19 protein-coding genes are annotated in these 22,737 nt (G+C 71.6%); 11 read left to right on the plus strand and 8 right to left on the minus strand.

From position 1 onward, the window contains the following. Positions 1 to 308 precede the first annotated feature (308 nt). Both ACVCAG_RS44765 and ACVCAG_RS44770 read left to right on the plus strand, forming a co-directional pair. Positions 309 to 1,607 (plus strand): MATE family efflux transporter, encoded by a 1,299-nt coding sequence (locus ACVCAG_RS44765; protein ID WP_447191596.1) that lies wholly within the window; start codon positions 309 to 311, stop codon positions 1,605 to 1,607. A gap of 201 nt (positions 1,608 to 1,808) precedes the next feature. Next, positions 1,809 to 2,621, plus strand: a complete 813-nt coding sequence (locus ACVCAG_RS44770; protein ID WP_440088503.1) for an LLM class flavin-dependent oxidoreductase — start codon at positions 1,809 to 1,811, stop codon at positions 2,619 to 2,621. 130 nt (positions 2,622 to 2,751) lie between these two features. Here ACVCAG_RS44770 and ACVCAG_RS44775 read toward each other — a convergent pair whose 3' ends face one another. From ACVCAG_RS44775 to ACVCAG_RS44785, 3 genes are all read right to left on the minus strand, one after another. Next, positions 2,752 to 4,554: a ThuA domain-containing protein gene (locus ACVCAG_RS44775; protein ID WP_440088505.1), complete on the minus strand. Its 1,803-nt coding sequence runs from the start codon at positions 4,552 to 4,554 to the stop codon at positions 2,752 to 2,754. A 270-nt stretch (positions 4,555 to 4,824) separates the two neighbouring features. Beyond that, a complete protein-coding gene (locus tag ACVCAG_RS44780; RefSeq protein ID WP_440088506.1) occupies positions 4,825 to 5,307 on the minus strand; it encodes a YfcE family phosphodiesterase in 483 nt (160 codons plus the stop codon). A gap of 165 nt (positions 5,308 to 5,472) precedes the next feature. Beyond that, positions 5,473 to 6,504, minus strand: coding sequence for a hypothetical protein (locus ACVCAG_RS44785; RefSeq protein ID WP_447191597.1), 1,032 nt, complete (start codon positions 6,502 to 6,504; stop codon positions 5,473 to 5,475). 232 nt (positions 6,505 to 6,736) lie between these two features. Here ACVCAG_RS44785 and ACVCAG_RS44790 point away from each other — a divergent pair, with 232 nt between their 5' ends. The 5 genes from ACVCAG_RS44790 to ACVCAG_RS44810 all read left to right on the plus strand — a co-directional run bounded on the left by ACVCAG_RS44790 (position 6,737) and on the right by ACVCAG_RS44810 (position 12,692). Beyond that, positions 6,737 to 7,768: a substrate-binding domain-containing protein gene (locus tag ACVCAG_RS44790; RefSeq protein WP_440088509.1), complete on the plus strand. Its 1,032-nt coding sequence runs from the start codon at positions 6,737 to 6,739 to the stop codon at positions 7,766 to 7,768. A 74-nt stretch (positions 7,769 to 7,842) separates the two neighbouring features. Beyond that, positions 7,843 to 9,471, plus strand: a complete 1,629-nt coding sequence (locus ACVCAG_RS44795; protein WP_447191598.1) for an FAD-dependent oxidoreductase — start codon at positions 7,843 to 7,845, stop codon at positions 9,469 to 9,471. A gap of 87 nt (positions 9,472 to 9,558) precedes the next feature. Further along, positions 9,559 to 10,851: an ABC transporter substrate-binding protein gene (locus tag ACVCAG_RS44800; protein WP_447191599.1), complete on the plus strand. Its 1,293-nt coding sequence runs from the start codon at positions 9,559 to 9,561 to the stop codon at positions 10,849 to 10,851. Positions 10,852 to 10,879: 28 nt separating this feature from the next. Then, positions 10,880 to 11,860 (plus strand): carbohydrate ABC transporter permease, encoded by a 981-nt coding sequence (locus ACVCAG_RS44805; RefSeq protein ID WP_447191600.1) that lies wholly within the window; start codon positions 10,880 to 10,882, stop codon positions 11,858 to 11,860. Beyond that, a complete protein-coding gene (locus ACVCAG_RS44810) occupies positions 11,850 to 12,692 on the plus strand; it encodes an ABC transporter permease subunit (protein ID WP_440088514.1) in 843 nt (280 codons plus the stop codon). Before ACVCAG_RS44805 ends, ACVCAG_RS44810 begins: the two co-directional genes overlap by 11 nt. Positions 12,693 to 12,719: 27 nt before the next feature. Here the strand turns inward: ACVCAG_RS44810 and ACVCAG_RS44815 are convergent, their stop codons facing one another. Beyond that, on the minus strand, positions 12,720 to 13,586 hold the full coding sequence (locus tag ACVCAG_RS44815; protein WP_440088516.1) for an oxidoreductase: 867 nt from the start codon (positions 13,584 to 13,586) through the stop codon (positions 12,720 to 12,722). Between the two features lie 310 nt (positions 13,587 to 13,896). Further along, entirely contained in the window at positions 13,897 to 14,910 is a 1,014-nt protein-coding gene (locus ACVCAG_RS44820; RefSeq protein ID WP_440088517.1) for an alcohol dehydrogenase catalytic domain-containing protein, read from the minus strand. A 90-nt stretch (positions 14,911 to 15,000) separates the two neighbouring features. Here ACVCAG_RS44820 and ACVCAG_RS44825 point away from each other — a divergent pair, with 90 nt between their 5' ends. Continuing rightward, positions 15,001 to 16,719 (plus strand): dihydroxy-acid dehydratase, encoded by a 1,719-nt coding sequence (locus ACVCAG_RS44825; RefSeq protein WP_440088518.1) that lies wholly within the window; start codon positions 15,001 to 15,003, stop codon positions 16,717 to 16,719. Here the strand turns inward: ACVCAG_RS44825 and ACVCAG_RS44830 are convergent. From ACVCAG_RS44830 to ACVCAG_RS44840, 3 genes are all read right to left on the minus strand, one after another. Continuing rightward, complete coding sequence (locus ACVCAG_RS44830) at positions 16,606 to 18,324, minus strand: FGGY-family carbohydrate kinase (protein ID WP_440088519.1); 1,719 nt, start codon at positions 18,322 to 18,324, stop codon at positions 16,606 to 16,608. The two genes, ACVCAG_RS44825 and ACVCAG_RS44830, sit on opposite strands and share 114 nt — an antisense overlap. Before the next feature lie 143 nt (positions 18,325 to 18,467). Beyond that, positions 18,468 to 18,800 (minus strand): YnfA family protein, encoded by a 333-nt coding sequence (locus tag ACVCAG_RS44835; RefSeq protein ID WP_362694554.1) that lies wholly within the window; start codon positions 18,798 to 18,800, stop codon positions 18,468 to 18,470. Between the two features lie 179 nt (positions 18,801 to 18,979). Then, positions 18,980 to 19,492 carry a calcium-binding protein gene (locus ACVCAG_RS44840; protein ID WP_440088520.1) on the minus strand — a complete coding sequence of 171 codons (513 nt, stop codon included), beginning with the start codon at positions 19,490 to 19,492 and terminating at the stop codon, positions 18,980 to 18,982. Positions 19,493 to 20,034: 542 nt separating this feature from the next. Here ACVCAG_RS44840 and rhaS point away from each other — a divergent pair. Genes rhaS through rhaI form a run of 3 tightly spaced genes read left to right on the plus strand, consistent with a single transcriptional unit; the run spans position 20,035 to position 22,658 of the window. Continuing rightward, positions 20,035 to 21,123 carry a rhamnose ABC transporter substrate-binding protein gene (gene rhaS, locus ACVCAG_RS44845; protein ID WP_440088521.1) on the plus strand — a complete coding sequence of 363 codons (1,089 nt, stop codon included), beginning with the start codon at positions 20,035 to 20,037 and terminating at the stop codon, positions 21,121 to 21,123. 57 nt (positions 21,124 to 21,180) lie between these two features. Continuing rightward, complete coding sequence (locus ACVCAG_RS44850; RefSeq protein ID WP_440088522.1) at positions 21,181 to 21,498, plus strand: L-rhamnose mutarotase; 318 nt, start codon at positions 21,181 to 21,183, stop codon at positions 21,496 to 21,498. 14 nt (positions 21,499 to 21,512) lie between these two features. Then, positions 21,513 to 22,658, plus strand: coding sequence for an L-rhamnose isomerase (gene rhaI / locus ACVCAG_RS44855; protein ID WP_440088524.1), 1,146 nt, complete (start codon positions 21,513 to 21,515; stop codon positions 22,656 to 22,658). Positions 22,659 to 22,737 lie beyond the last annotated feature (79 nt).

The following is a 22,737-nucleotide window of genomic DNA, read 5'->3' on the forward strand; positions in this document are numbered from 1 at the left end:
CGGGCTCCAAGCGGGCCAAGGCCGAGAGCCTGGGCGTGCGGATCGTCGGCCCTGAGGAGTTCGCCGCCCTCGTCGGCCCCTTCATCTGATCAGGGGCCGGAGACGGCTCCTCTGGTCGGCGAGCTCGGATCAGCCGCGTGGCGATCTCTTCGCAGGGGCCTGCGCGAGGTGGACCGGCCGAGACGATGACGGCGGCGGCGCGACGCCGCTCATGATCGGAGCCGTGACCGGCTCGGCGATCGTCACGCGAACCGGGTGGTATACTGATCATGCATCCCGGGCGGGCGACCCCCCGGGATTTTGTGTTCATGTCCTCTCCTCATCGCGCCATCCTGAGCGCGGCCGTTCCCCTTTTCCTGTCCATGAGTGCCGGGATCATCGCCCAGCTCGTCAGCACCGCCCTGCTCGGCCACCGGGCGACGGCGGCGCTGGCCGCCTTCGCGCTCGCCGGTGCCGTCCTCAACCCGGTCACCGCCGCGGTGGCCGCCGGGCTGCGCGGCATGACACCGTTCGTGGCGCCCCATCGGGAGAACCCGGTCGAGGCGCTGCCGATCCTGCGTGACGCGCGCTGGCTGACCGTCGCGCTCGGTACGGCGGGTGCCGGTGTCGTGCTCTGCGTCCCGCTGATCGCGCGGGCGAGCGGGGTACCCGGCGAGGTGACGGCCGAGTTCGGCATGTTGCCGCCGCTCCTGGCGCTGAACGTGCTGTTGTTGTCCGCGGGCGGCGGTGCCAACGCGACGCTGGTCGCGCTGGGCCGCAGCCGGCAGGTGCTCTGGTCGAGCCTGTCGAGCACGGCCGCCGAGGTGGCCCTGCTCGTCGCCCTCGTGCCCAGGCTGGGCGTCCACGGCGCCGGCATCGCGCTGGTGGTCTCCACGGCCGTCGCCGTGACGGTGTCGAACGTCTGCCTGCTGCGCGTCCCCGGACTGGCCGGGCAGCCGCTGTGGCCCGGACGCCCCCGGTCACGCGAGATCCTGAGCATGGCCCGGGTGGGCATCCCGCTGTCCGCCACCGTGCTGATCAAGTTCACGGTCCTGGGCAGCCTGACCTACGTCGTCGCGCGGACGGGCGCGCAGGGGGCGGCCGCACACGCGATCCTCAGACCGCTGGCCGAGTTCCTGGCGCTGACCGCCTTCGCCGTCGGCCAGGCGTCGGCGCCGGAGATCGCCAGAGCCACCTCTCCCGCCGCCGCCCGCCTGGTCAACCGGGTGGCGCTGTTGCTCGCGGCCGCCGGAGCGGTCGCGGGCGCACTCGTGCTGACCTTCTTCGGCACCTTCGTGATCGGTCTGTTCACCTCGGACGCGGAGGTGCTGGCCCTGGCCTTCACGCTGGTGCCGCTGCTGGCCCTCTACGCCACCGCGAACAGCTGCGGGATCGCGATGTCCGCCGGCCTGACCGGGCTCAGGCGCCCGGCCTGGGGCCTCGGGTCGGCCGTGGCGGGGTACGGCCTGCTCGCTCTGGCGGCGGCTCCGGTGACGGCGGCCTGGGGGCTGGCCGGCCTGTGGGCGGCGCTGGCCGCCACGGGCGTGCTCATCCTCGTACTGCAGGGCGGCGGTTTCCTCCGGCACAGCGCGCGGGTGGGCGTACCCGCGGAACCCGTGCGGGTGTGAGCTGGGGTGGGGGAGGAGATGCGGTGGTGGGTAGAATGGTGGCACTCCAAGGATCGCGCTCCCCGGAAAGACGTCGCAGTACGGGAGCGCGCCGCGCACGGTGACCGTGTCCGGTGCTGGAAGGGCGGCAGTTCCCATCGCATGCCCTTCTGGAGGTTGGATTCCATGAACATAGGTCTTGGTTTGCCCATCAGCGATCCTTTGTCGCTGTTTTCCTGGGCCCGGCGTGCCGACGCCGGCCCCTTCACCACCCTCGGCCTGCTCGACCGTCTCGTCTACTCGAACCCCGAGCCCCTGATCACGCTGGCGGCCATCGCGGGGGCCACCTCGCGGATCCGCGTACAGACCGAGGTGCTGCTCGGTCCCCTTCGCGAGTCGGTGCTGCTCGCCAAGCAGGCCGTGACCCTGGACCGCATGTCCGGCGGCCGTTTCACCCTCGGCGTCGGGATCGGGACACGCCAGGACGACTACCTTGCCGCGGGGGTCGACGTCCGGGGACGCGGGCACCGGCTCGACCGGCAGCTGGCGACGCTGCGGCGCGTCTGGTCCGGTGAGCCCTACAGCGAGGAGGTCGGCCCGATCGGCCCGGCTCCCGTCCGCGAGGGCGGCCCGGAGATCCTGATCGGCGCCTTCGCCCCCGCCTCCGTGGAGCGCGTCGCCCAATGGGGGGACGGGTACCTGTGCGCCGCGCCCGCCGGCATGGCCGACGGGCTCATGCGCGACGTCGAGAGGTCCTGGACCCAGGCGGGACGGTACGGACGGCCTCGCATGGTCGCGCAGGTCAACGTCGCCCTCGGCCCCGAGAACACCGTCCGGGACGCCACGGAGGCGATCACCTCCTACTACGGCTTCCTGGGCGACACCACCCGGGTCGTCGAGAACATGCTCACCACGCCGGAGCGGATCCGTGACGCGATCGGCGCGTTCACGGACCTCGGCGCCGACGAGGTGATGCTCTACTGCTGGGCCCGTGACCCCGACCAGGTCGACCGTCTCGCCGACCTGGTCGTCTGACGGCCACGGCGGACGGCCGGGGAGGGGCTTTCCGGACCCCCGCCGGCGCCGCCTCCGGCCGGGTGGATCACCGGGTTCCGGGCCGGGCAGGGTTCGTGGCGCGCCGGGACGGCGCGTCACGAACCGCGGCTCACCTGGTGAGGGTGAGGGTGTCGACGTCGAACAGGAACCCGCCGCCGCCGGTGAAGGTGAGGAACAGCGGTCCCGAGGCCGACCCGGTCAGGGGGGTGGAGACGTTCTGGAAGGTCTCCCAGCCTCCGGTGTTCGGCACGGCGACCGAGCCGAGGACGGTCCCGGTGGCAGATCCCGAGCGGACCTGGATGGTGCCCCCGGATCCGGCGGAGGAGATGCGGGCGCCGAAGGCGGTGGCGCCCGCCGTGCTGATCGACGAGTAGCCGACCCAGTCGCCGTTCTCGATGAACCCGGCGGTCCTGCCGCCGCTGGCCGGGCCGTGGTCGGCGATCTGCACGCCCGAGTTCGAGGTGTAGGACTCCGCCTCGGCCGTGGTCTGGATCGGGCCGGTGCCGCCCAGCTCCTTGATCCGGACGTTGCGGAAGGAGACGTCGTCGCCCGTGCCGTGGTTCTGGATGCCGATGTGCCCCTCGCGGATGCTGCGGGCCGGGTCGGTGTTGGTGAAGTCATTGATCTTGACGCCGTTGAGGAAGACCTGGAGCCGCTCGCCCTGGACGAGGAGCTCGTAGGTGTTCCACGCGCCCGGCGGGTTCAGGGCCGCGTCGCGGGCCGCGATGTCGGCGGCCTTGATCGCGTAGATGGACCCGGTGGTGCGGTCTACCGCGTCGGTGGCGTCGATCTGGACCTCGTACCCCTTGGAGGTGTTCATGGGGTCGGAGGCCGACATGCCCACGAAGACGCCCGAGTTGTCGTCCCCGGCGACCCGCCAGTCCAGCTTCAGCGAGTAGGAGAAGTACTTCTTCGCCGAGTACCACAGCACGCCCATGCCTCCGGTGGAGGTGAGGGTGGCGTCGGTGTTGGTGAAGCCACCCGGGCCGCTCTGCGTCCAGCCGGTGGTCGAGCCGTTGTACAGGCTCGTGTAGCCGGTCTCCGGGCGGCAGTCGGCCTTGGCCGTCCCGGCCGCGTACCGGATGCCGCCGAGCAGCAGCGACCGGAAGCCCGTCTCGGTGTAGGAGCTCGCCGTGTGCCCGAGCCCGGTGTAGAACGAGCGGCCGGACGCCATCGGGCGGCACCAGGTGATCGGATGGTCGCCCATGTCGCCGCCGCTGTAGCTGCCCTCGTCGAGGTTCTGCAGCACCCGGGCGCTGTTGCGCGGGTTGGTGCGGTAGTTGTACCACTCGTCGCTTCTCGACCAGGCCGGACCCAGGTGGGCGGTGGCCGCGTGCGCGCGGTCCTCGGTCCTGACCGTCGCCTGCTGGATGGCCGGGTGCCCCTTGAACCAGGCGCCCGCCAGGTTGCCGTAGTACGGCCAGTCGTACTCGGTGTCGGCGGCGGCGTGGATGCCGACGTAGCCGCCGCCCCCGTTGACGTAGGACTCGAAGGCGGTCTGCTGGGTGCCGTTGAGCACGTCACCGGTGGTGCTGAGGAACACCACCGCCTTGAAGCGCGCCAGGTTGGACGCGGTGAAGGCTCCCGCGTCCTCGGTGGCGGTGACGGTGAAGTTGTTGGCCGAGCCCAGGTCGCGGATCGCCTGGAGGCCCGCGGGGATCGAGTCGTGCCGGAAGCCGGCCGTCTTGGAGAAGACCAGCACCTGGTAGGCGGGGTCGGCGGCCTGGGCGGCCGTGGGAACGAACGCGGCCGTGCCGGCCGCCGCGGCCACGACGGTCGCCAGGCCGGCTCGGGCGAACCTTCGCCCGGCCGTCGTCTCCGGGGATCGCCGCGCCGGAGCCGCCGGAGTGTCGTCCGCGCTGGAGGGCGTCGTGGAGAGTAGCCGGCTCCAGAGTCGAGAACGTTGTGACATGAGGATCCTTTCCTGACCTGGGGGGTAAGTCAGGCAAGGCGCGCGCCGCCGCGCTGGTTGCCATGGTGCTCGGTGCTTTATTTGTCTCGAAGAGCAATTAACCGGTGCGTAACACGTGTATATCGTGCCGCGCACCGTGATGGAAGGTGATGAATCGGCAACCGGCGACGGTGGCGCCGGTGGGCGCCGGGTATTTCGTCTCGCGGACCGGGCGCGTCGGCCGCCCCCGCCCCCCGGAGGGCCGCTCGCGGTCCCCGCGTCGCCGGCGGGTCAGGTGACGGGGACGATTCTCGCCTCGACGAGGCGGCCCTCCTCGACGCGCAGGGTGCCCAGGGTGCCGTGGGGCTGGCGGCGGCGGTCGGTGGGCGATCCGGGGTTGAAGATGCGGAACCCGGCGTCGCCGTGGTCCAGCGGTATGTGGGAGTGCCCGAACACCACCAGGTCGGCCTCGGGAAACCGGCGCCGCATCCGGGCGAGCCGCCCCTGGGCCGCGCCGCTGTCGTGGATCATCGCCACGCGCAGCCCGCCCAGATCCAGTTCGAGCGTCTCGGGGGCCACCACGTCCGGCCCGTCGTTGTTGCCCTTGACCGCGCGCACCGGGGCGTAGGCGGCGAGCTCGTCCAGCACCCCGGCGACGCAGACGTCGCCCGCGTGCAGGATCAGGTCCGCGCCCCGCAGGTGCTCGGCCACGGCCGGCGGGCACGACTTCCACCGCCGGGGCGCGTGGGTGTCGGACAGTACCACCACGTTCATGCCTCCATGCTCCCACCGCCGCGGGAAGGCCCCTTTCCCGGGTTTCCCGGGGACGTCCGGCGGCTCGCCCCTCGGGTCGCGTGGCGCTCGGCGGGTTCCGGGCCGGGTCGTGCGAGCCCGGCCCGGACGGTCGCGCCGGGGCGAACCGTCCGGGGGCGCGCGTTCCTAGACGGCGCGGGCGACGGCGATCGTCGACCCGCTCCGCTGGCCCGCCTCGTAGAACATGTACTCCACGCCGCCGTCGGTGCCGAAGGAGGGCGCCGCGCTGCGTCCCCCGTCGGGGGCGCCGGCCAGGGGCCGGTGGAAGACGCCGAGGTGGACCTCCCGGTCGAAGGCGTTGCCCACCTCGGTGAGGAACATGTTCCCGCTGTTGCCGTGGTAGACGGCGTACGCGGTGCCGTTGCGCTTGAGCAGGTGCGGCCCGGACAGGTCGCTCTGCCCGTCGGGTCCCGGCGAGACCAGCGGGGCCGGGTCGAACCGCCAGTCCCCGCCGTTGGACGACCAGCCCCAGAAGATCTTGCGGGAACCGCCGGTGACGCCCATGAAGAGCATGACGTACCTGTTGCCCAGCCCCGGGACCGCGTGCTCGAAGACCCGGGCGTAGGAGGTCTCCGTCGATCCGGGGATCATCGCGGTGGTCAGCACCGTGCCGTGGTAGGTGAAGCGCACGCCGTCGGTCGACCAGGCCATCCGGGTGGTGTTGTTCTCGCCGTGGAAGTACATGTGGAACCGCCGGTCGGCGGCGTTCCAGATGACGTGCGGCGACGAGACGTGGCTCACCGAGTAGTGCGGTGACCAGGTGTTGGAGATGATCGGGTTGTTCGGATACTCGGTGAACGGGCCGCCGAGCGAGTCGCCGTAGGCCAGGCAGATGCCGCCGGGCGCGTCGTGCGGGGCGTAGTAGAGGTAGTAGCGTCCCAGCGGGCCGGCGATCTTGTCGTACATGCCCCGGATGCAGGGGAAGATCAGCTCGTTGGTCGGGTTGTAGCGCAGGCTCGCCTTGTCGAACGGTGTGCCGATGTACTGGTAGTCGGGGAATCCGGCGGGTCCCGGCGCGGCCGCCGTACCGGCCGGCGCGGACGTCTCCGCGATCGCCGCCGTGGCCGCCCCGGGGAGGGCGAGCCCGAGACCGCCGGCCACACCGGCGCCGACCGCCGCGCGCAGGAGTCCGCGGCGGTCCAGGAGGGGTTCAGACATTGACCGTCCCTTCGCGACAACTTTCACCGTGAGTGATGGTGAGGACATCTCTCTGATCGCAAAGGTTCGGCCAGCCATGCTCGCCCGTCAAGGCGCTAATACGGATTATCACCGGCGAAATTTCCATTTCATGATCCTGGCACTCGGCTCTTGACAGGATCCGGTGGCTGATTGCAGGATGACGTCCCAACCTCGCTAATGCGCATTATCAGCAGATGGGACGCTACGGATCGTGACCTCCGCCGGCCGCCGACTCACCCAGCAGGACATCGCCCGCATCGCGGGGGTGAGCCAGACGACGGTGTCGCTCGTCCTCAACAACCGGACCGACGCCGAGGTCCGCATCGCCCCGGAGACGCGCGAGCGGGTGCTGAGGGTGATCAGGGAGACCGGATACGTGGCCGACCCGATCGCCCGGCGGCTCGCCGAGCGGCGCAACCGCATCCTGGGCGTCTTCACCTACGAGGCGGTCTTCCCGACCGCGAGCGCCGACTTCTACCATCCCTTCCTGCTCGGCATCGAGGAGTGCGCCGAGGAGATGGGCTGCGACCTGCTGCTCTTCACCAGCGCCAAGGCCGCGGGGGAGCGGCGCCGGATCTTCAACGAGGACAGCCGGGTGCGGCTGGCCGACGGCTGCGTGCTCCTCGGGCGCGCCGTCGACCGCGACGACCTGGCCCGGCTGCTGGCGGAGGGCATCCCCTTCGTCTCCATCGGCCGCCGCGACGACGCGGGCGCCCCGGTGCCGTACGTGGGCGCCGACTACTCGCCCGCGGTGCGGGCCCTGGTCGACCGGGCGGCGGGGCTCGGCCACCGGAGGCTGGCCTACGTCGGCACCGGGGCGGGCGCCGAGTCGCCGGCCGACCGCATGCGCGGCTTCCGCGAGGCGGTGGCCGCCGTCGGGGCCGAGGGGTCGCACGTGCCGGTGATCGGCAGGACCCCCGAGGAGATCCTGGGGGAGCTGTCGGCCACCGGGGTGACCGCGGCCTTCGTCGAGGAGCCCGCCGACGCCGTGGCGATCATGCACGCGGCGGGCGAGCGGGGCCTCACGATCCCCGGCGACCTGTCGATCCTCGCGCTGGGCGCTCCGACCAGGCCCGTCCGCGTCGACGTCGACCTCACCGGGTTCCGCATCCCCCGGCAGGAGATGGGCCGCAGGGCCGTCGAGCTGCTGGCGGAGGTGCTGGAGAGCGGCGGGGGAACGCCGCAGGAGCTGCTGGCCTGCGAGCTGGTCGAGGGATCCACGCTCGCGCCGGTCCGGAGCTGACCGGCAGTGAGACCACCAAGAGCGCCGCAAGCGGCGAGAGCGCCGGGAACGGCGAGAAGGCAGCGGGAACGACGATGACGGGAGAGACCCCCGACGTGGTGGAGATATCGGCGGACGCGGTGGTCGTCGGCGGAGGGCTGGGCGGCGTCGCCGCCGCCCTGGCGCTGTTGCGGGCCGGGCGCACCGTGATCCTGACCGAGGAGTACGACTGGCTCGGCGGGCAGCTGACCAGCCAGGCCGTGCCGCCCGACGAGCACTCCTGGGTGGAGCGGTTCGGCGTCACGGCCTCCTACCGAGCGCTGCGCGAGGGCATCCGCGGCTACTACCGCGACCACTACCCGCTGACCGCGCGGTCGCGGGCCTGGCGGGAGCTGAACCCGGGCGCCGGGCACGTGAGCCGCCTGTGCCACGAGCCGCGCGTCGCGGTCGCGGTGATCGAGGCCATGCTCGCGCCGTACCGGGGTTCGGGGCGGCTGCGCGTGCTGCAGCCGTACCGACCGGTCGGCGCGGAGGTCGACGGCGACCGGGTGCGGGCCGTGCGCCTGGAGCACCGGAGCGGGGGAGGGGAGGTCACGGCCGTCGCGCCGTACGTGCTGGACGCCACCGAGAAGGGTGAGCTGCTGCCGCTGACCGGCACCGAGTACGTGACGGGGTTCGAGTCGCAGGGCGACACCGGGGAGCCGAGCGCGCCCGCCGAGGCACAGCCGATGAACATGCAGGCCGTCTCGGTGTGCTTCGCGATCGACCACGTCGACGGCGACCACACCATCGACAGGCCCGCCGCCTACGAGTTCTGGAAGAGCTACCAGCCCCGCTTCTGGGGCGACCGGCTGCTGTCCTGGCGCTGCCCGCACCCCAGGACCCTGGAGATCGTGGAACGTTCCTTCACCCCCAACCCGGACGACGACCCGCTGCTGGTGGAGGCCGACCAGCGGCTCAACCCCGGCGACGCGAACCTGTGGACGTTCCGCAGGATCGCCGCGCGGCGCAACTTCGCCGACGGCGCCTACGACAGCGACATCACCCTGGTCAACTGGCCGATGATCGACTACCTGGAGGGCCCGGTCATCGACGTGCCGGACGCCGCCGCGCACGTGGCCGCCGCCCGGGAGCTGTCCCGCTCGGTGCTGTACTGGATGCAGACCGAGGCGCCGCGCGCCGACGGCGGGACCGGTTTTCCCGGCCTGCGCCTGCGCGGCGACGTCACCGGCGGCGGCGAGGGCGGGCTGGCCCAGGCCCCCTACATCCGCGAGTCGCGCCGCGTCCGCGCCCTGTACACCGTGGCCGAGCAGGACCTGTCGCTCGCGGTGCGCGGCGACAAGGGCGCGGTGAGCTACGCCGACTCCGTCGGGGTGGGGATGTACCGCATCGACCTGCACCCCTCCACCGGGGGCGACAACTACATCGACGTGGCGAGCTCGCCGTTCGAGATCCCCCTCGGCGCGCTCGTCCCGCAGCGGATGACCAACCTGCTGCCCGCGTCCAAGAACATCGGCACCACCCACATCACCAACGGGGCCTACCGGCTGCACCCGGTGGAGTGGAACGTCGGCGAGGCCGCGGGCGCCCTCGCGGCCTTCTGCCTGGACAACGCCACCACCCCGCACGCCGTACGCGAGGACGAGGGCCTGCTCGCCGGCTTCCAGCGGCGGCTCACCCGCGACGGCGTCGAGCTGCGCTGGCCGCAGGTGACCGGTTACTGACCGGTCACCGGCAGCACGAGCGGCACCGGCCGGGCGACCGGTCACCCACCACGACCGCCGGGGGATTCCCAGCAAGGAGATCGGATCATGAAACCATTCGGAAAGCCCGCGGCCGTCGCGCTGGCGGCGCTGCTCACCCTGACGGCGTGCGGCGGGGGAGGCGCGGGAGGCGGGACCACCCCCGCCGCGCAGGGCCCGCAGCCGCTGCGCATGACGATCTGGACCTCCAACGAGGCCCACCTGAAGCTGTTCGACGAGATCGCCGCCGAGTACAGGAAGACGCACCCCGACGTCGGCGAGATCACGTTCGACCCCATCCCCTTCGAGAGCTACACCACCACCCTGACCACCCAGATCGCCGGCGGCAACGCCCCCGACCTGGCCTGGATCCTGGAGAGCTCCGCGCCCGACTTCGTCTCCTCCGGCGCGCTGGCGCCGCTCGACGACACGCTGGGCAAAATCCAGGGGTACGAGTTCGACGATCTCACCCCGTCGGCGGTCAAGCTCTGGCAGGCCGAGGGCAAGCTGTACGCCTACCCGTTCTCCACCTCGCCGTTCGGCGTGTTCGTCAACACCGACCTGCTCAAGAAGGCGGGCCAGAAGACCCCCGCCGAGATGATCGAGGACGGCACCTGGACCTGGGAGAAGGTCGCCGCCCAGAACGCCGCGGTCGCCTCGAAGACCGGCAAGGCGGGCATGGTCGTCCGCGACTTCGACTACAAGGGCTGGGACAACCTCGCCACGGTGTGGGGCGGCTGGGGCGCCCGGGCCTGGAGCGAGGACGGCAGGACCTGCGGGTTCGACAGCCCCGAGATGGTCGAGGCCATGACGTTCCTGCACAGGTCGATCTTCACCGACAAGGCCTTCCCCGGCCCCGGCACCACGGCCGACTTCTTCGCGGGCGACTCGGCGATGACCATCACCCAGATCTCCCGCGCCTCGCTCCTGCAGGACGCGAAGTTCGGCTGGGACCTCGTCCCGCTGCCCGCCGGGCCCAAGGGCGAGTACTCGGTGATCGGCCAGGCGGGCCTGGGCGTCTTCAGGAAGTCCGCCAACGCGGCGGCGGCCACCGACTTCCTCGCCTTCTTCACCAACCCCGCCAACTCGGCCAGGCTCGCCGCCTACTTCCCGCCGCCCCGGGCCTCCCAGCTCACCGCGGACACCATGGCCAGGAGCAACCCGCTGCTCAAGCCCGACCAGCTGCAGAAGGTCGTGATCGGCGGCATCGAGAAGGGCGTCGTCAAGCCCAACCACACCGGCCAGGCGGAGCTGTCGCAGACCGTGCGGGCCGCGCTCGACCCGCTCTGGCAGCCCGGCGCCGACGTCAGGGCCGTGCTGGGCGGCGTGTGCGCCAAGATCCAGCCGATGCTGGGCGCGTGACGTGGCCGCGTCACATTCCGGATCCGCGGTGACCGGCCGGGCCGACGCCCGGCCGGCCCCCGGCGGGCGGGCCGCGGGGGGCGCCGGCCCGGTTCGCCGGGCTCCCGGGAACGGCGGGGACCGCGCGTTCTGGACCGTGCGCCGCCGCGACAACCTGGTCGGGTACCTGCTCGTCGCCCCGCAACTCCTCGGCAGCCTGCTGTTCGTGCTCCTGCCGCTCGGGCTCGTCCTGTGGTACAGCCTCCACGAGTGGAACGTGCTGGCCGGGACCTTCGAGTTCGTCGGCGGGGAGAACTACGACAGGCTGCTCGCCGACGCCAACCTGCGCGAGGTGCTGGGGGGAACCGCCCTGTTCTCCGTCGGCCTGGTCGTGCTCAACCTCGGTCTCGCCCTCGTCCTGGCGATCCTGCTCAACCAGCGGCTGCGCGGGACCACCTTCTTCCGTACGGTGTTCTTCTCGCCCGTGGTGGTCTCGCTGGTCGCCTGGACGATCGTGTGGCAGTTCCTGCTGCAGGACGACGGCGGCCTCAACGGCCTGCTCGCCGTCGCCGGGGCCGACGGCCCCAACTGGCTGCGCGGCGAGGGCACGGCGATGCTCTCGGTGGTCGTCGTCCAGGTCCTCAAGAACGTCGGTCTCAACATGGTGCTGTTCCTGGCCGCCCTCCAGGGGGTGCCGGCCCAGCTCTACGAGGCCGCCGAGCTGGACGGCGCCGGGGCCGGGACCCGCTTCCTGCGGATCACCGTCCCCCTGATCAGCCCGACCATCCTGCTCACCTCGATCATCACCGTGGTGGGGTCGCTGCAGGTGTTCGCGCAGATCGCGGTGCTCACCCAGGGCGGCCCCGGCATGTCGACGACCGTCCTCGTCTACTACCTGTACCAGCAGGCTTTCCAGTTCCATCACTTCGGGTACGGCGCGACGCTGTCGGTCCTGCTGTTCGCGATCGTGGCGCTGCTCACCGTCGTGCAGTGGCGGATGCGCAGAAGGTGGGTCTTCAATGAAACGTGAGATACCGGTGCGGCGGAAGACGCTCCTTTACGGCCTGCTGTGCGTGTTGTGCGTGCCGTTCGTCTTCCCGACCTGGTGGATGGTCACCTCGTCGCTCAAACCGGTCAGCGAGATCTTCGCCTTCCCGCCGAGACTGCTGCCCGCCGACTGGGACTTCTCGGCGTACGGGCAGGTCTTCCGGCTGCAGCCCTTCGCGGGCCAGTACCTCAACAGCCTCTACATCGCCCTGGTCGTCACGGCCGGCACGATGGCGGTGGCCGCCATGGCCGGGTACGCCTTCGCGCGCATCCGCTTCCCCGGCCAGAACGTCCTGTTCGTCGTCGTGCTGCTCGGGCTGCTCATCCCGAGCGAGGTCACGATCGTCCCGCTGTTCCAGATGTTCCACGGGCTCGGGCTGACCGACACCCACTGGCCGCTGATCCTGGTGCCGATCCTCGGCGCGCCCGGGGTGCTCGCCACCTTCATCATGAGGCAGTTCTTCATCGGCCTGCCCGGGGAGCTGGAGGAGGCCGCCCGGGTGGACGGGCTCGGCCGGTTCGGCACCTTCTACAGGGTCGCGCTGCCGCTGGCCCGGCCCGCGCTCGGCACCGTCGCGATCTTCACGTTCCTGCACAGCTGGAACCTCTACCTGGAACCCATCGTGTACCTCTCCTCGCCGGAGAGGTTCACCCTCCCGCAGGCGCTGACCCAGTTCGTCGACGCCTACGGCGGGCCGATGTGGAACGTCCAGCTCGCCGCCGCCTCGATGACCGCCCTGCCGGTGCTGGTGGTGTTCGTGCTCGCGCAACGGCAGTTCATCGAGGGCCTGGCCCACACCGGCCTGAAGGGCTGAGAGCCTCCTCCGGCGGCGCGGCGGCGGTCACCCGCCGATCGTGTCGAGCTCCTTGAGGGCGTCGGCGGGCAGCTCGATACCGGCTGCCGCGACGTTCTCCCGGAGATGGGCCACCGACGACGTCCCGGGGATGAGGAGGACGGTGGGCGAGCGGTGCAGCAGCCAGGCGAGGGCGACCTGGAGGGGAGTCGCGCCGAGCCGGGTGGCGACGCGGTCCAGGACGCCGGACTGCAGGGGGCTGAACCCGCCGAGGGGGAAGAAGGGCGTGTAGGCGATGCCCTCGCGGGCGCACCGGTCGACGAGCTCGTCGTCGGCGCGGTGGGCCAGGTTGTAGAAGTTCTGCACCGACACGACCGGGGCGATCGACCGCGCCTCGGTGAGCTGCTCCGGTGACACGCCGCTGACGCCGAGATGCCGGATGAGGCCCTGCTCCCGCAGCTCCGCGAGCACGGTGAACGGTTCGGCGATCGAACCGGGGATGGGGTCCGTCATCCCGCCGACTCGGAGGTTGACGACGTCGAGCGCGTCGAGCCCGAGACGTTCGAGGTTCTCGTGGACGGCGGTGACCAGCTCCTCGCGGGACAGGGCCGGCGGCCAGGACTTGTCGGGGGCGCGCCGGGCCCCGACCTTGGTGACGATGCGCAGGTCCTCCGGGTAGGGGTGCAGGGCCTCACGGATGATCTCGTTGACGACGTACGGGCCGTAGTAGTCGCTGGTGTCGATGTGGGTGATCCCCAGCTCGACCGCCTCCCTCAGCACCGCGATCGCCTCCTCGCGGTCCCGCGGGGGTCCCCACACGCCGGGGCCCGCGAGCTGCATGGCCCCGTAACCCATCCGGCTGAGGGTGAGGTCCTCGGCGAGCTTCAGGTCTCCACCGGGTAGTGACGTCGGCATTATCGGTCCTCTCAACGGTTTTTCATGATCTTCACGGTTTTCGCGCGCGGGATCGGCCGCGTGCCGGAGTCCCGCAGCCGGTCGTCCCCCGCCCGCCACGGCCGTTCCTCGCCGCGGGTCCTCCCGCGGAACGGTCGTGGAGGCCGCCGTCGGATCGGCGGGCGGGGGCGTCCTGCCACCTCGAAGTGTCCGCCGGCCGTGCGTGGCCGGGAAGTGCCCTGGTCGTCCTGGGACCGACAGGGCCAGGACGGCTAGATAGCCGCCTGGCCACCGTCGAAACCTGGCAGGGGGAAACCTCAGCGGAACCGGATCAAACCCGGGGGTCGACGTGGATCTTGGGGCCGGGGCCGGCTCCCGAGGGGCGGGAGCCGGAGAGGATCTCGCCCACCCCGTCGAGCCCGACGACGGCCGCCACCAGCGGCCGGGGGTCCACCGAGCCCGAGGCGTAGTGCTCGATCGCCCCCGCCAGGCCGGGCGAGGCGCTCAGGATGCCGACGGCCGTGACGTCCTTGAGCACCAGCACGCGGGTGTCGACGGCGCTGGGGGTCGGCGCCAGGCCGATGTAGACCACCCGCTTGCCCGGCTCCACCAGGTCGACGGCGAGGGAGGGCAGGCCGGGGGCGTTGGAGGCGTCGACGACGGCGTCGAACGGGAGATCGGGAAGCCGGTCCGAGGTCCACGCCCCGTGCACCCCGAGGGTGCGGGCGAACTCCAGCGACGGCTCCGACAGGCCCATGATGTGGACCTCGGCCCCGTGCGCCAGGGCGAACCGGGCGGCGAGCAGGCCGATCGTCCCCGGCCCCAGCACCAGCAGCCGGTCGCCGGGGGCGAGGGCCGCGGCCTCGACGGCCCGCAGCGCGTTGCCGCCCGGCTCGACCATGGCCCCGGCCACCGCGTCGACCGTGTCCGGCAGGACGTGCAGCGCCGTGACCGGCACGGGAAGCCGCTCGGCGAGGGCGCCCGGCCACCCGCCCCGGATGCCGATCTCGAAGCGGTCCTCGCACACGTGCTGCAGCCCGCCCAGGCAGCGGCGGCACCTGCCGCAGCCGAGCATGGTGTCGCCGGTGACGCGGGTGCCGATCCAGCCGTCGTCGACGCCCTCGCCGACGGCGGAGACCGTCCCGCACCACTCGTGGCCGAGCCGCATGGGATAGCGGGCGTTGTCCTCCTCGATGTAGGCCATCTCGCCGCTGAAGAACTCCATGTCGGTGCCGCACACCCCGGCCCGCTCCACGTCGACCACGACCTGCCCGGGACCGGGAACCGGCGGCTCGACGTCCAGCACGGCGAATCGGCGAGGCCCGGTCACGACGAACGCTCTCACGGGTGGAACCTTCCAGACGCCCGCCGGGCGAGGCCGGAGGTACAAGAATCGGGTTCCGTAGACTACCGTTCGGCAAATGGGGCTGAGAACGTGACGGCGGACCGGCGTAGTTCGCAGTGGTACGCGGGAACCGACCGCAACGCATACATTCATCGGGCCTGGATGCGGCGAGGGCTGCCCTCGCACGCCTTCGACGGCCGGCCGCACATCGCGATCGCCAACACGGCCTCCGACCTCACGCCGTGCAACTCCCATCTCGACGAGGTGGCCGAGAGCGTCAAGCGGGGCGTCTGGGAGGCCGGTGGCGTCCCGATGAACCTGCCGGTCGTCTCGCTGGGGGAGACGCTGGTCAGGCCCACCGCGATGCTGTGGCGCAACATGGCCGCGATGGCGACCGAGGAGATGCTGCGGGCCAACCCGATCGACGGCGTGGTGCTGCTGGGCGGCTGCGACAAGACCATCCCGTCCCTGCTGATGGCCGCGGCCTCGGTCGACCTGCCCGCCGTGGTGCTCCCCGGCGGGCCCATGCTCACCGGCACCTTCCGCGGCGTGCAGCTGGGCTGCGGCACGGACGTGTGGAGGCTCAGCGAGGAGGTCCGCGCGGGCACCCTGACCGAGCAGGCGTTCCTGCGCTCGGAGTCGTCGATGATCCGCAGCAGGGGCCACTGCAACACCATGGGCACCGCCTCCACCATGGCCTGCGTCGCCGAGGCGCTCGGCACCACCGTCCCCGGCCTGGCGGGCACGCCCGCCCCCGACAGCCGCCTGCTGGAGGGTGCACACGAGACCGGGCGGCTCGCCGTCGAGCTCGTCGAGCGGGATCTGCGCCCCAGCGCCCTGCTGACCAGGGGGTCCTTCCTCAACGCCATCGTGGCGCTGGCCGCCGTCGGCGGATCCACCAACGCGGTGGTGCACCTGCTGGCCATCGCGGGACGGCTCGGCGTCGAGCTCTCCCTCGACGACTTCGACCGCACCGGCGCGGGGGTGCCGCTCCTGGTCGACCTGCAACCGGCGGGCCGCCACCTGATGGAGGACCTCCACCGCGCGGGCGGGCTGCTGGCCGTGCTGCGCGAGGTGCGCGACCTGCTGGACCCGGAAGCGCTGACGGTGACCGGCAGGCCGCTGGCCGATCATCTGGACGACGCGCGGATCTGGGACGAGAGCGTCATCCGCCCGCGCGGCCAGCCGCTGCAGGAGGCCGCGGGCATCGCCGTCCTGTACGGCGACCTGGCGCCGTCCGGGGCCGTCATCAAGCCCGCCGCCGCCTCGCCCGAGCTGATGCGCCACCGGGGCCGGGCCCTGGTCTTCGACAGCATCGAGGACATGCACGCGCGGATCGACGACCCCGACCTCGACGTGGACGCCTCCTCGGTGCTCGTGCTGCGCGGGTGCGGCCCCAAGGGCTACCCGGGGATGCCGGAGGTGGCCAACATGCCCATGCCGGCCAGGCTCCTGGAACGCGGGGTGCGCGACATGGTGCGGATCTGCGACGGCCGGATGAGCGGCACGGCGTACGGCACGGTGGTCCTGCACGTGGCGCCCGAGGCCGCGGCGGGCGGCCCGCTCGGCCTGGTGCGGACCGGCGACCCGATCATCCTGGACGTCGAGGCCAGGCGCCTGGACCTCGACATCCCGCCGGAGGACCTGGCCAGGCGGCACCCCTCGGAGGTCATGCGGGCGGCCTTCGCCGCGCCGTCACGGGGCTGGGAACGCCTCTACGTCGACCACGTGATGCAGGCCCACCGGGGTGCCGACCTCGACTTCCTCGTCGGCTCCAGCGGTGACGCGGTCGCCCGCGAGTCCCACTGAGGCCGTCGAACTCGTCGGCCCCGCCGGTCCTGCCGGCCCCGTCGGCTCCGCCGGTGGAGCCGACGCCGCGTGACGGGCCGGGCGCGCCCGGTGGACGGTGTCCGGCCCGGCCTCCGCGCCGTCCCAGAACCCGTCGACGCCGGCCAGCCGCCGGTAGCGGGAGTAGGCGATCTCGTACGGCTCCCGCTGCGGGCAGGGCGTGAACGGCCGGGGCCTGAACGAGCGGCGGACCACCTCGCGCAGCTCGGTGAGGGAGCCGAGGCGGCCGTCGGCCATCGCCTGGACCAGCAGGTTTCCCACGGCGGTCGCCTCCACCGGGCCGGCGAGCACCGGCCGCCCGGCGAAGTCGGCGACGAGCCCGCAGAGCGTGGCGCTGGCGGCCCCGCCCCCCACGAGGTGCACGGCCTCCACCCGCCGGTCGCTGAGGAACTCGGCCTGCTCCAGGGCCCACCGGTAGGAGCACGCGAGGCTCTCCAGGACGCAGCGCACCGTCTGCGCGCGGCCGTCGGGCGGCGCCTGGCCGGTCGACCGGCAGTAGGCCGCGATCCTGGCCGGCATGTCACCCGGTTCGAGGAACCACGGGTGGCCGGGGTCGATCAGGGGGCCGAACGCGGGCGCGGCGGCGGCCTCGGCGACCAGATCCGCGTACGAGACGCGCACCCCCCAGGCCCTGCGGCACTCCTGGAGCAGCATCAGGCCGTTGAGGGCGCGGGTGAAGCGCACGGTCCCCATGACACCGCCCTCGTTGGTGAAGCCCGCCAGCCTGGCCGCCCGGCTGGTGACCGGCGCGTCGAGCTCCAGCCCCGCCAGCGAGCGGGGGCCGCAGGAGATGTGGCCGACCGAGCCGGAGGAGACGGGAAGCGCCGCGGCCGCGGAGGCGGCGTCGTGGCCGGCCACCGCGACGACCACGGTCGCGCCGGGACCTCTCCCGTTCCGGCTGATCCGGCCGCCCCCGCCGCTCCCGCTCTCGCCGCGCAGCGGCCCGGCGACCGTGCCGGGCTCGGAGAGCCGGTGGGCGAACAGGTGGCCGGGCAGGCCCAGGCGGGTGAGGAGGCTGTCCGCCCACCGGCCGGTCCTGGCGTCCAGCAGCTGGCTGGTGCTCGCGATCGTCCGCTCGGTGAGCATCTCGCCGCTCAGCCAGAGCGTGAACAGGTCCGGCATCATCGCCAGGTGGTCGGCGGCCTCCAGGAGCGGGGACCCGGCGTGCGCCAGCAACTGGCAGGCGGTGGTGCCGGGTCCGGGGCGCACGCCGGTCAGCTCGTAGTGGTCCTGCCAGGAGACGAGACCCGCCAGGCCGGAGGTGTAGGGGTCGAGGTGGTGGCGGGGGTTGGCCAGCAGCCGCCCGGTGCGGTCGAGGAGCGCGAAGTCACCGCCCCAGGCGGTCACGCCCACGCTGGTGAGGCGGCCACGGGAGGCGGCCAGCGCGATGCCCCCGCGGGCCTGGGTGAGAAGTCCAAGCACGTCCCAGTACAGGCCGTCGAGAACGCGGACGGGCCGGTTGGCGAAGCGGTGTACTTCCCGCACCGCGAGCCGTTCACCATCGAATTCGCCGGTCAATACCCGGCCGCTCTCAGGTCCGAGATCCACGGCCACATAGACGGGCACGGTCCAAGGGTAACCGGAAAGACTTTCCTGATACGGGGGATATATCAGAAATGGTGGGTGAAACTATCGGTGGATTCGCCTTTCTCTCCGGGATCGGCCACGCGAGCCTTTCCCGCGGCCCTTTCACGATGGCTTCTCCCGCTTCACCCGCGCGGGACGTACATGATCAGAGCGACCCCCGCCAGGCACACGCCCGCGCCGATCAGGTCCCACCGGTCGGGACGGAAGCCGTCGGCCAGCATCCCCCACAGCAGGGATCCGGCGATGAACACCCCGCCGTAGGCGGCCAGGACCCGGCCGAAGTTCGCGTCGGGCTGGAACGCGGCGACGAACCCGTACGCCCCCAGCGCGACGACCCCCGCGGCGATCCACAGCAGCCCCCGCTGCTCGCGGACCCCCTGCCAGACCAGCCAGGCGCCGCCGATCTCGGCGACGGCCGCCAGCGCGAACAACAGCAGTGAACGGGCGATCGTCATGTTCGGAAAATAGCGTCCCCCCGCGACCCGGGTGCGCCCGGGTCGCGGGGGGACGTGCCGGGCCGCGTGACGGCACCGGTCCCGCGTGTCACGGTCCCGGGGCGAGTGGCGGCACCGCCCCCGCGGTGCCGTCACCCGCCCCCGACCTGGCCTGCTCCCGTGCGGCCAGGCGACCTCCGCTACAGCTCGCAGTTCTCCTCGGTCTCTCCGTTGCAGGTGTCGACGTCGGGCCCGCCGTCGGTGGTGTCGTTGCCACCGTTGCCGGTCAGGACGTCGTTGCCGGTGCCGCCGACGAGGATGTCGCGGCCGGAACCGCCGGAAAGGCGGTCGAGACCGGCCGAGCCGAAGATCTCGGCGAACAGGGAGGTGTTGTTGCGCACGGTGTCCTCGCCGGACCTGACGTTGACCATGATGGTCGAGACCCCGGAGCAGGAGGCCGTGTTGGGCCCCTGCTGGGTGCATCCGGCGCCCGCGGTCACCGAGTGCAGGCTGGAGGTCACGTTGATCTTGCCGTTGAACAGGTTGATGTCGATGCTGTCGTTCCCGGTCGTGCCCACGACGGACATGTTCCCGAACGATCCCACCGTCACGGTGGCCCCGGCCGCGTGAGCGGGGGACGCGAGGACGGCGGTGGTCGCCAGCCCGGCCAGCGTCAGTGCCAGGGCGGTGATGTTGCGACGCTTACGCGACATGATGGTGATGCCTCTCTGATCTGTGAACTGCCGACGCCCTTTATGTAAGCGGCCATTCGGGCGGCCGTCTGCGTCATAGTGCTCACACGCGTTTCCCGTACGGGGTCGCGGTGCTCGGATGGACTTCCGCGACAGCTACAAAGGCTGGCAATTCACACAATTTCCCAGCTTGATTGGCAAAAGGCTCGTCGGATTGCGGGCCGAGGGGGCCGGGAGCCCGGGGAGCGGCGTCCGATGGAACGGCCGCCCGGATTCCGTGCGGCGTGCCGCGAACTGGGGAGTTCCCGGCCGTGCCACGCCCCGCCGGGTGCCGGAAAGGTTAAAACGTGGCAACGGATGGCGGCTCTGCTGCCGGGCCGCGGACCCGGCGGGCCTGCCCGGAGGAGCCGGGCCGCCGGAGGTGGAGGTCGTGTAACGCTAAGGAAACGGCACGTTCATGTGCCATTGACACCTACCGAAGCTTGGTTCTACTGTCCAGCTCAACCGGTTAAATCGTTTTTTCGTAGGAGTCCGACCACCCCCCACTTCCTGAGGAAGCGCTCATGTTCACTGTTTCGCGAAGGTCCGTTCCCGCCGCGATGGTGGCCGGTCTGCTGTCGATCGCGCTCGCGGCCTGCGGCGGCGGCACCACCAAGGACTCGGCGAGTTCCGCCGCCCCGGCGGCCCCCGCGTCCTCCGCCCCGGCGAAGGCCGACCCGAACGCGCCGATCGAGGAAGGGCTGAAGCTCGCCTTCCTGCCGAAGCAGATCAACAACCCGTACGAGACGATCGTGGACAAGGCGGGGATCGAGGCGGCCGCGGAGTTCAAGGCGGAGGCCAAGGAGGTCGGCCCCTCCGACGCGTCGGCCTCCTCTCAGGTGTCGTACATCAACACGCTGACCCAGCAGGGGCACGACGCGATCCTGATCGCGGCCAACGACGCCAACGCGGTGTGCGGGCCGTTGCAGCAGGCGCGGGCCAAGGGGACGAAGATCGTCTCCTACGACTCCGACGCCTCCAAGGAGTGCCGCGACCTGTTCATCAACCAGGCCAACTCCGAGGAGATCGGCCGCAGCCAGGTGAAGCTCCTGTCGGAGCTGATCGGCGGCAAGGGCGAGGTGGCGATCCTGTCGGCGACGGCGAACGCGACCAACCAGAACACCTGGATCGAGTTCATGAAGGACGAGCTCGGCAAGCCCGAGTACAAGGACATGAAGCTGGTCAAGGTCGCCTACGGCGACGACGACGACCAGAAGTCCTTCCAGGAGACCCAGGGCCTGCTGCAGGCGTACCCGGACCTGAAGGGGATCATCTCGCCGACCACGGTGGGCATCTCGGCGGCGGCGCGCTACATCTCCGGGTCCAAGTACAAGGGCGAGGTCGTGCTGACCGGGCTGGGCACCCCCAACCAGATGCGCCAGTTCATCAAGGACAAGACCGTCGAGAAGTTCGCGCTGTGGAACCCCAAGGACCTGGGCTACCTGGCCTCGTACGCGGCGGCGGCGCTGGCCTCCGGGCAGATCACCGGAGCCGAGGGCGAGGTCCTGAAGGCCGGCAAACTCGGTGAGCGGACGATCGGCAAGGACGGGGAGATCATCCTCGGCCCGCCGTTCACCTTCGACGCCTCCAACATCGACCAGTTCGACTTCTGACGTCCGGGCGCGGCCCGTGCCCCGAGGGACGCGGGCCGCGCCGAGAAAGGCCATCCCATGCAGCGTGTCTGCTTCCTGCTGAAGGTGCGGCCGGAGCGCCTGGCGGAGTACCGCGAGCGCCACCGCGCCGTGTGGCCGGAGATGCTCGACGCCCTGAGCGCGACCGGCTGGCACAACTACTCGCTCTTCCTGCGGGAGGACGGGCTGCTGGTGGGCTACCTGGAGACCGAGGACTTCGAGGCCGCCCGCGAGGCCATGGCCGCGACCGAGGTCAACGCCCGGTGGCAGGCCGAGATGGCGCCGTTCTTCGAGAGCCTCGACGGCCGCCCCGACGAGGGCATGGTCGCGCTCGAGGAAGTCTTCCACCTCAACTGATCGGGGACCGATTCATGATCAAGGATTCGCTGCGGGCGCAGGTCATCGAGACCCCGTCGTGGGCGTACGGCAACTCGGGCACGCGGTTCAAGGTGTTCGCGCAGCGGGGGGTGCCGAGAGACCCGTTCGAGAAGCTCGCGGACGCCGCGCAGGTGCACGCGTTCACCGGGGTGGCGCCGCAGGTGGCGCTGCACATCCCGTGGGACCGGGTCGACGACTACGCCGCGCTGGCCGCGCACGCGTCGCAACTGGGGGTGCGGATCGGGGCGATCAACTCCAACGTGTTCCAGGACGACGACTACATGCTGGGCAGCGTGACCCACCCGGACGCGCGGGTGCGGGCCAAGGCCCTCGCGCATCTGCTGGACTGCGTGGACATCATGGACGCCACCGGTTCCGACACGCTGAAGCTGTGGTTCTCCGACGGGATCAACTACCCCGGCCAGGACGACATCCGCGCCCGCCAGGACCGGCTGGCCGAGGCGCTGGGCCGGGTGTACGAGCGGCTGGGTGAGAACCAGCGCTTCCTGCTGGAGTACAAGCTGTTCGAGCCCGCGTTCTACGCCACCGACGTGCCCGACTGGGGGACGGCGTACGCGCACTGCCTGAAGCTGGGCCCCAAGGCGCAGGTGGTGGTCGACACCGGCCACCACGCGCCGGGCACCAACATCGAGTTCATCGTGGCGTTCCTGCTGCGCGAGGGCAAGCTGGGCGGCTTCGACTTCAACTCCCGCTTCTACGCCGACGACGACCTGATGGCGGGGGCGGCCGACCCGTTCCAGCTGTTCCGCATCATGGTCGAGGTGATCGGCGGGGGCGGGTTCACCGAGGACGTCGCGTTCATGCTGGACCAGTGCCACAACATCGAGCCGAAGATCGCCGGGCAGATCCGGTCGGTGATGAACGTGCAGGAGGCCACGGCCAAGGCGCTGCTGGTGGACCGGGAGGCGCTGGCGAAGGCGCAGTCGGCCGGGGACGTGCTCGGGGCCAACGCGGTCGTCATGGACGCCTACAACACCGACGTGCGGCCCCTGCTGGCCGAGGTGCGCGCCGAGCTGGGGCTGGACCCCGACCCGATGGCGGCGTACGCCAGGTCGGGCTACTTCGAGAAGATCGCCGCCGACCGGGTCGGCGGCGCCCAGGCGGGCTGGGGCGCCTGATGCCGTTGCTTGTGAGTGTGCTGTGGTGAGCGCGCTCTCAGGCAGCTTCCGGCTTGCGCCGGAGCGTTCCCCGTTTCCG

Source organism: Streptosporangium sp. G12 (assembly GCF_052983175.1).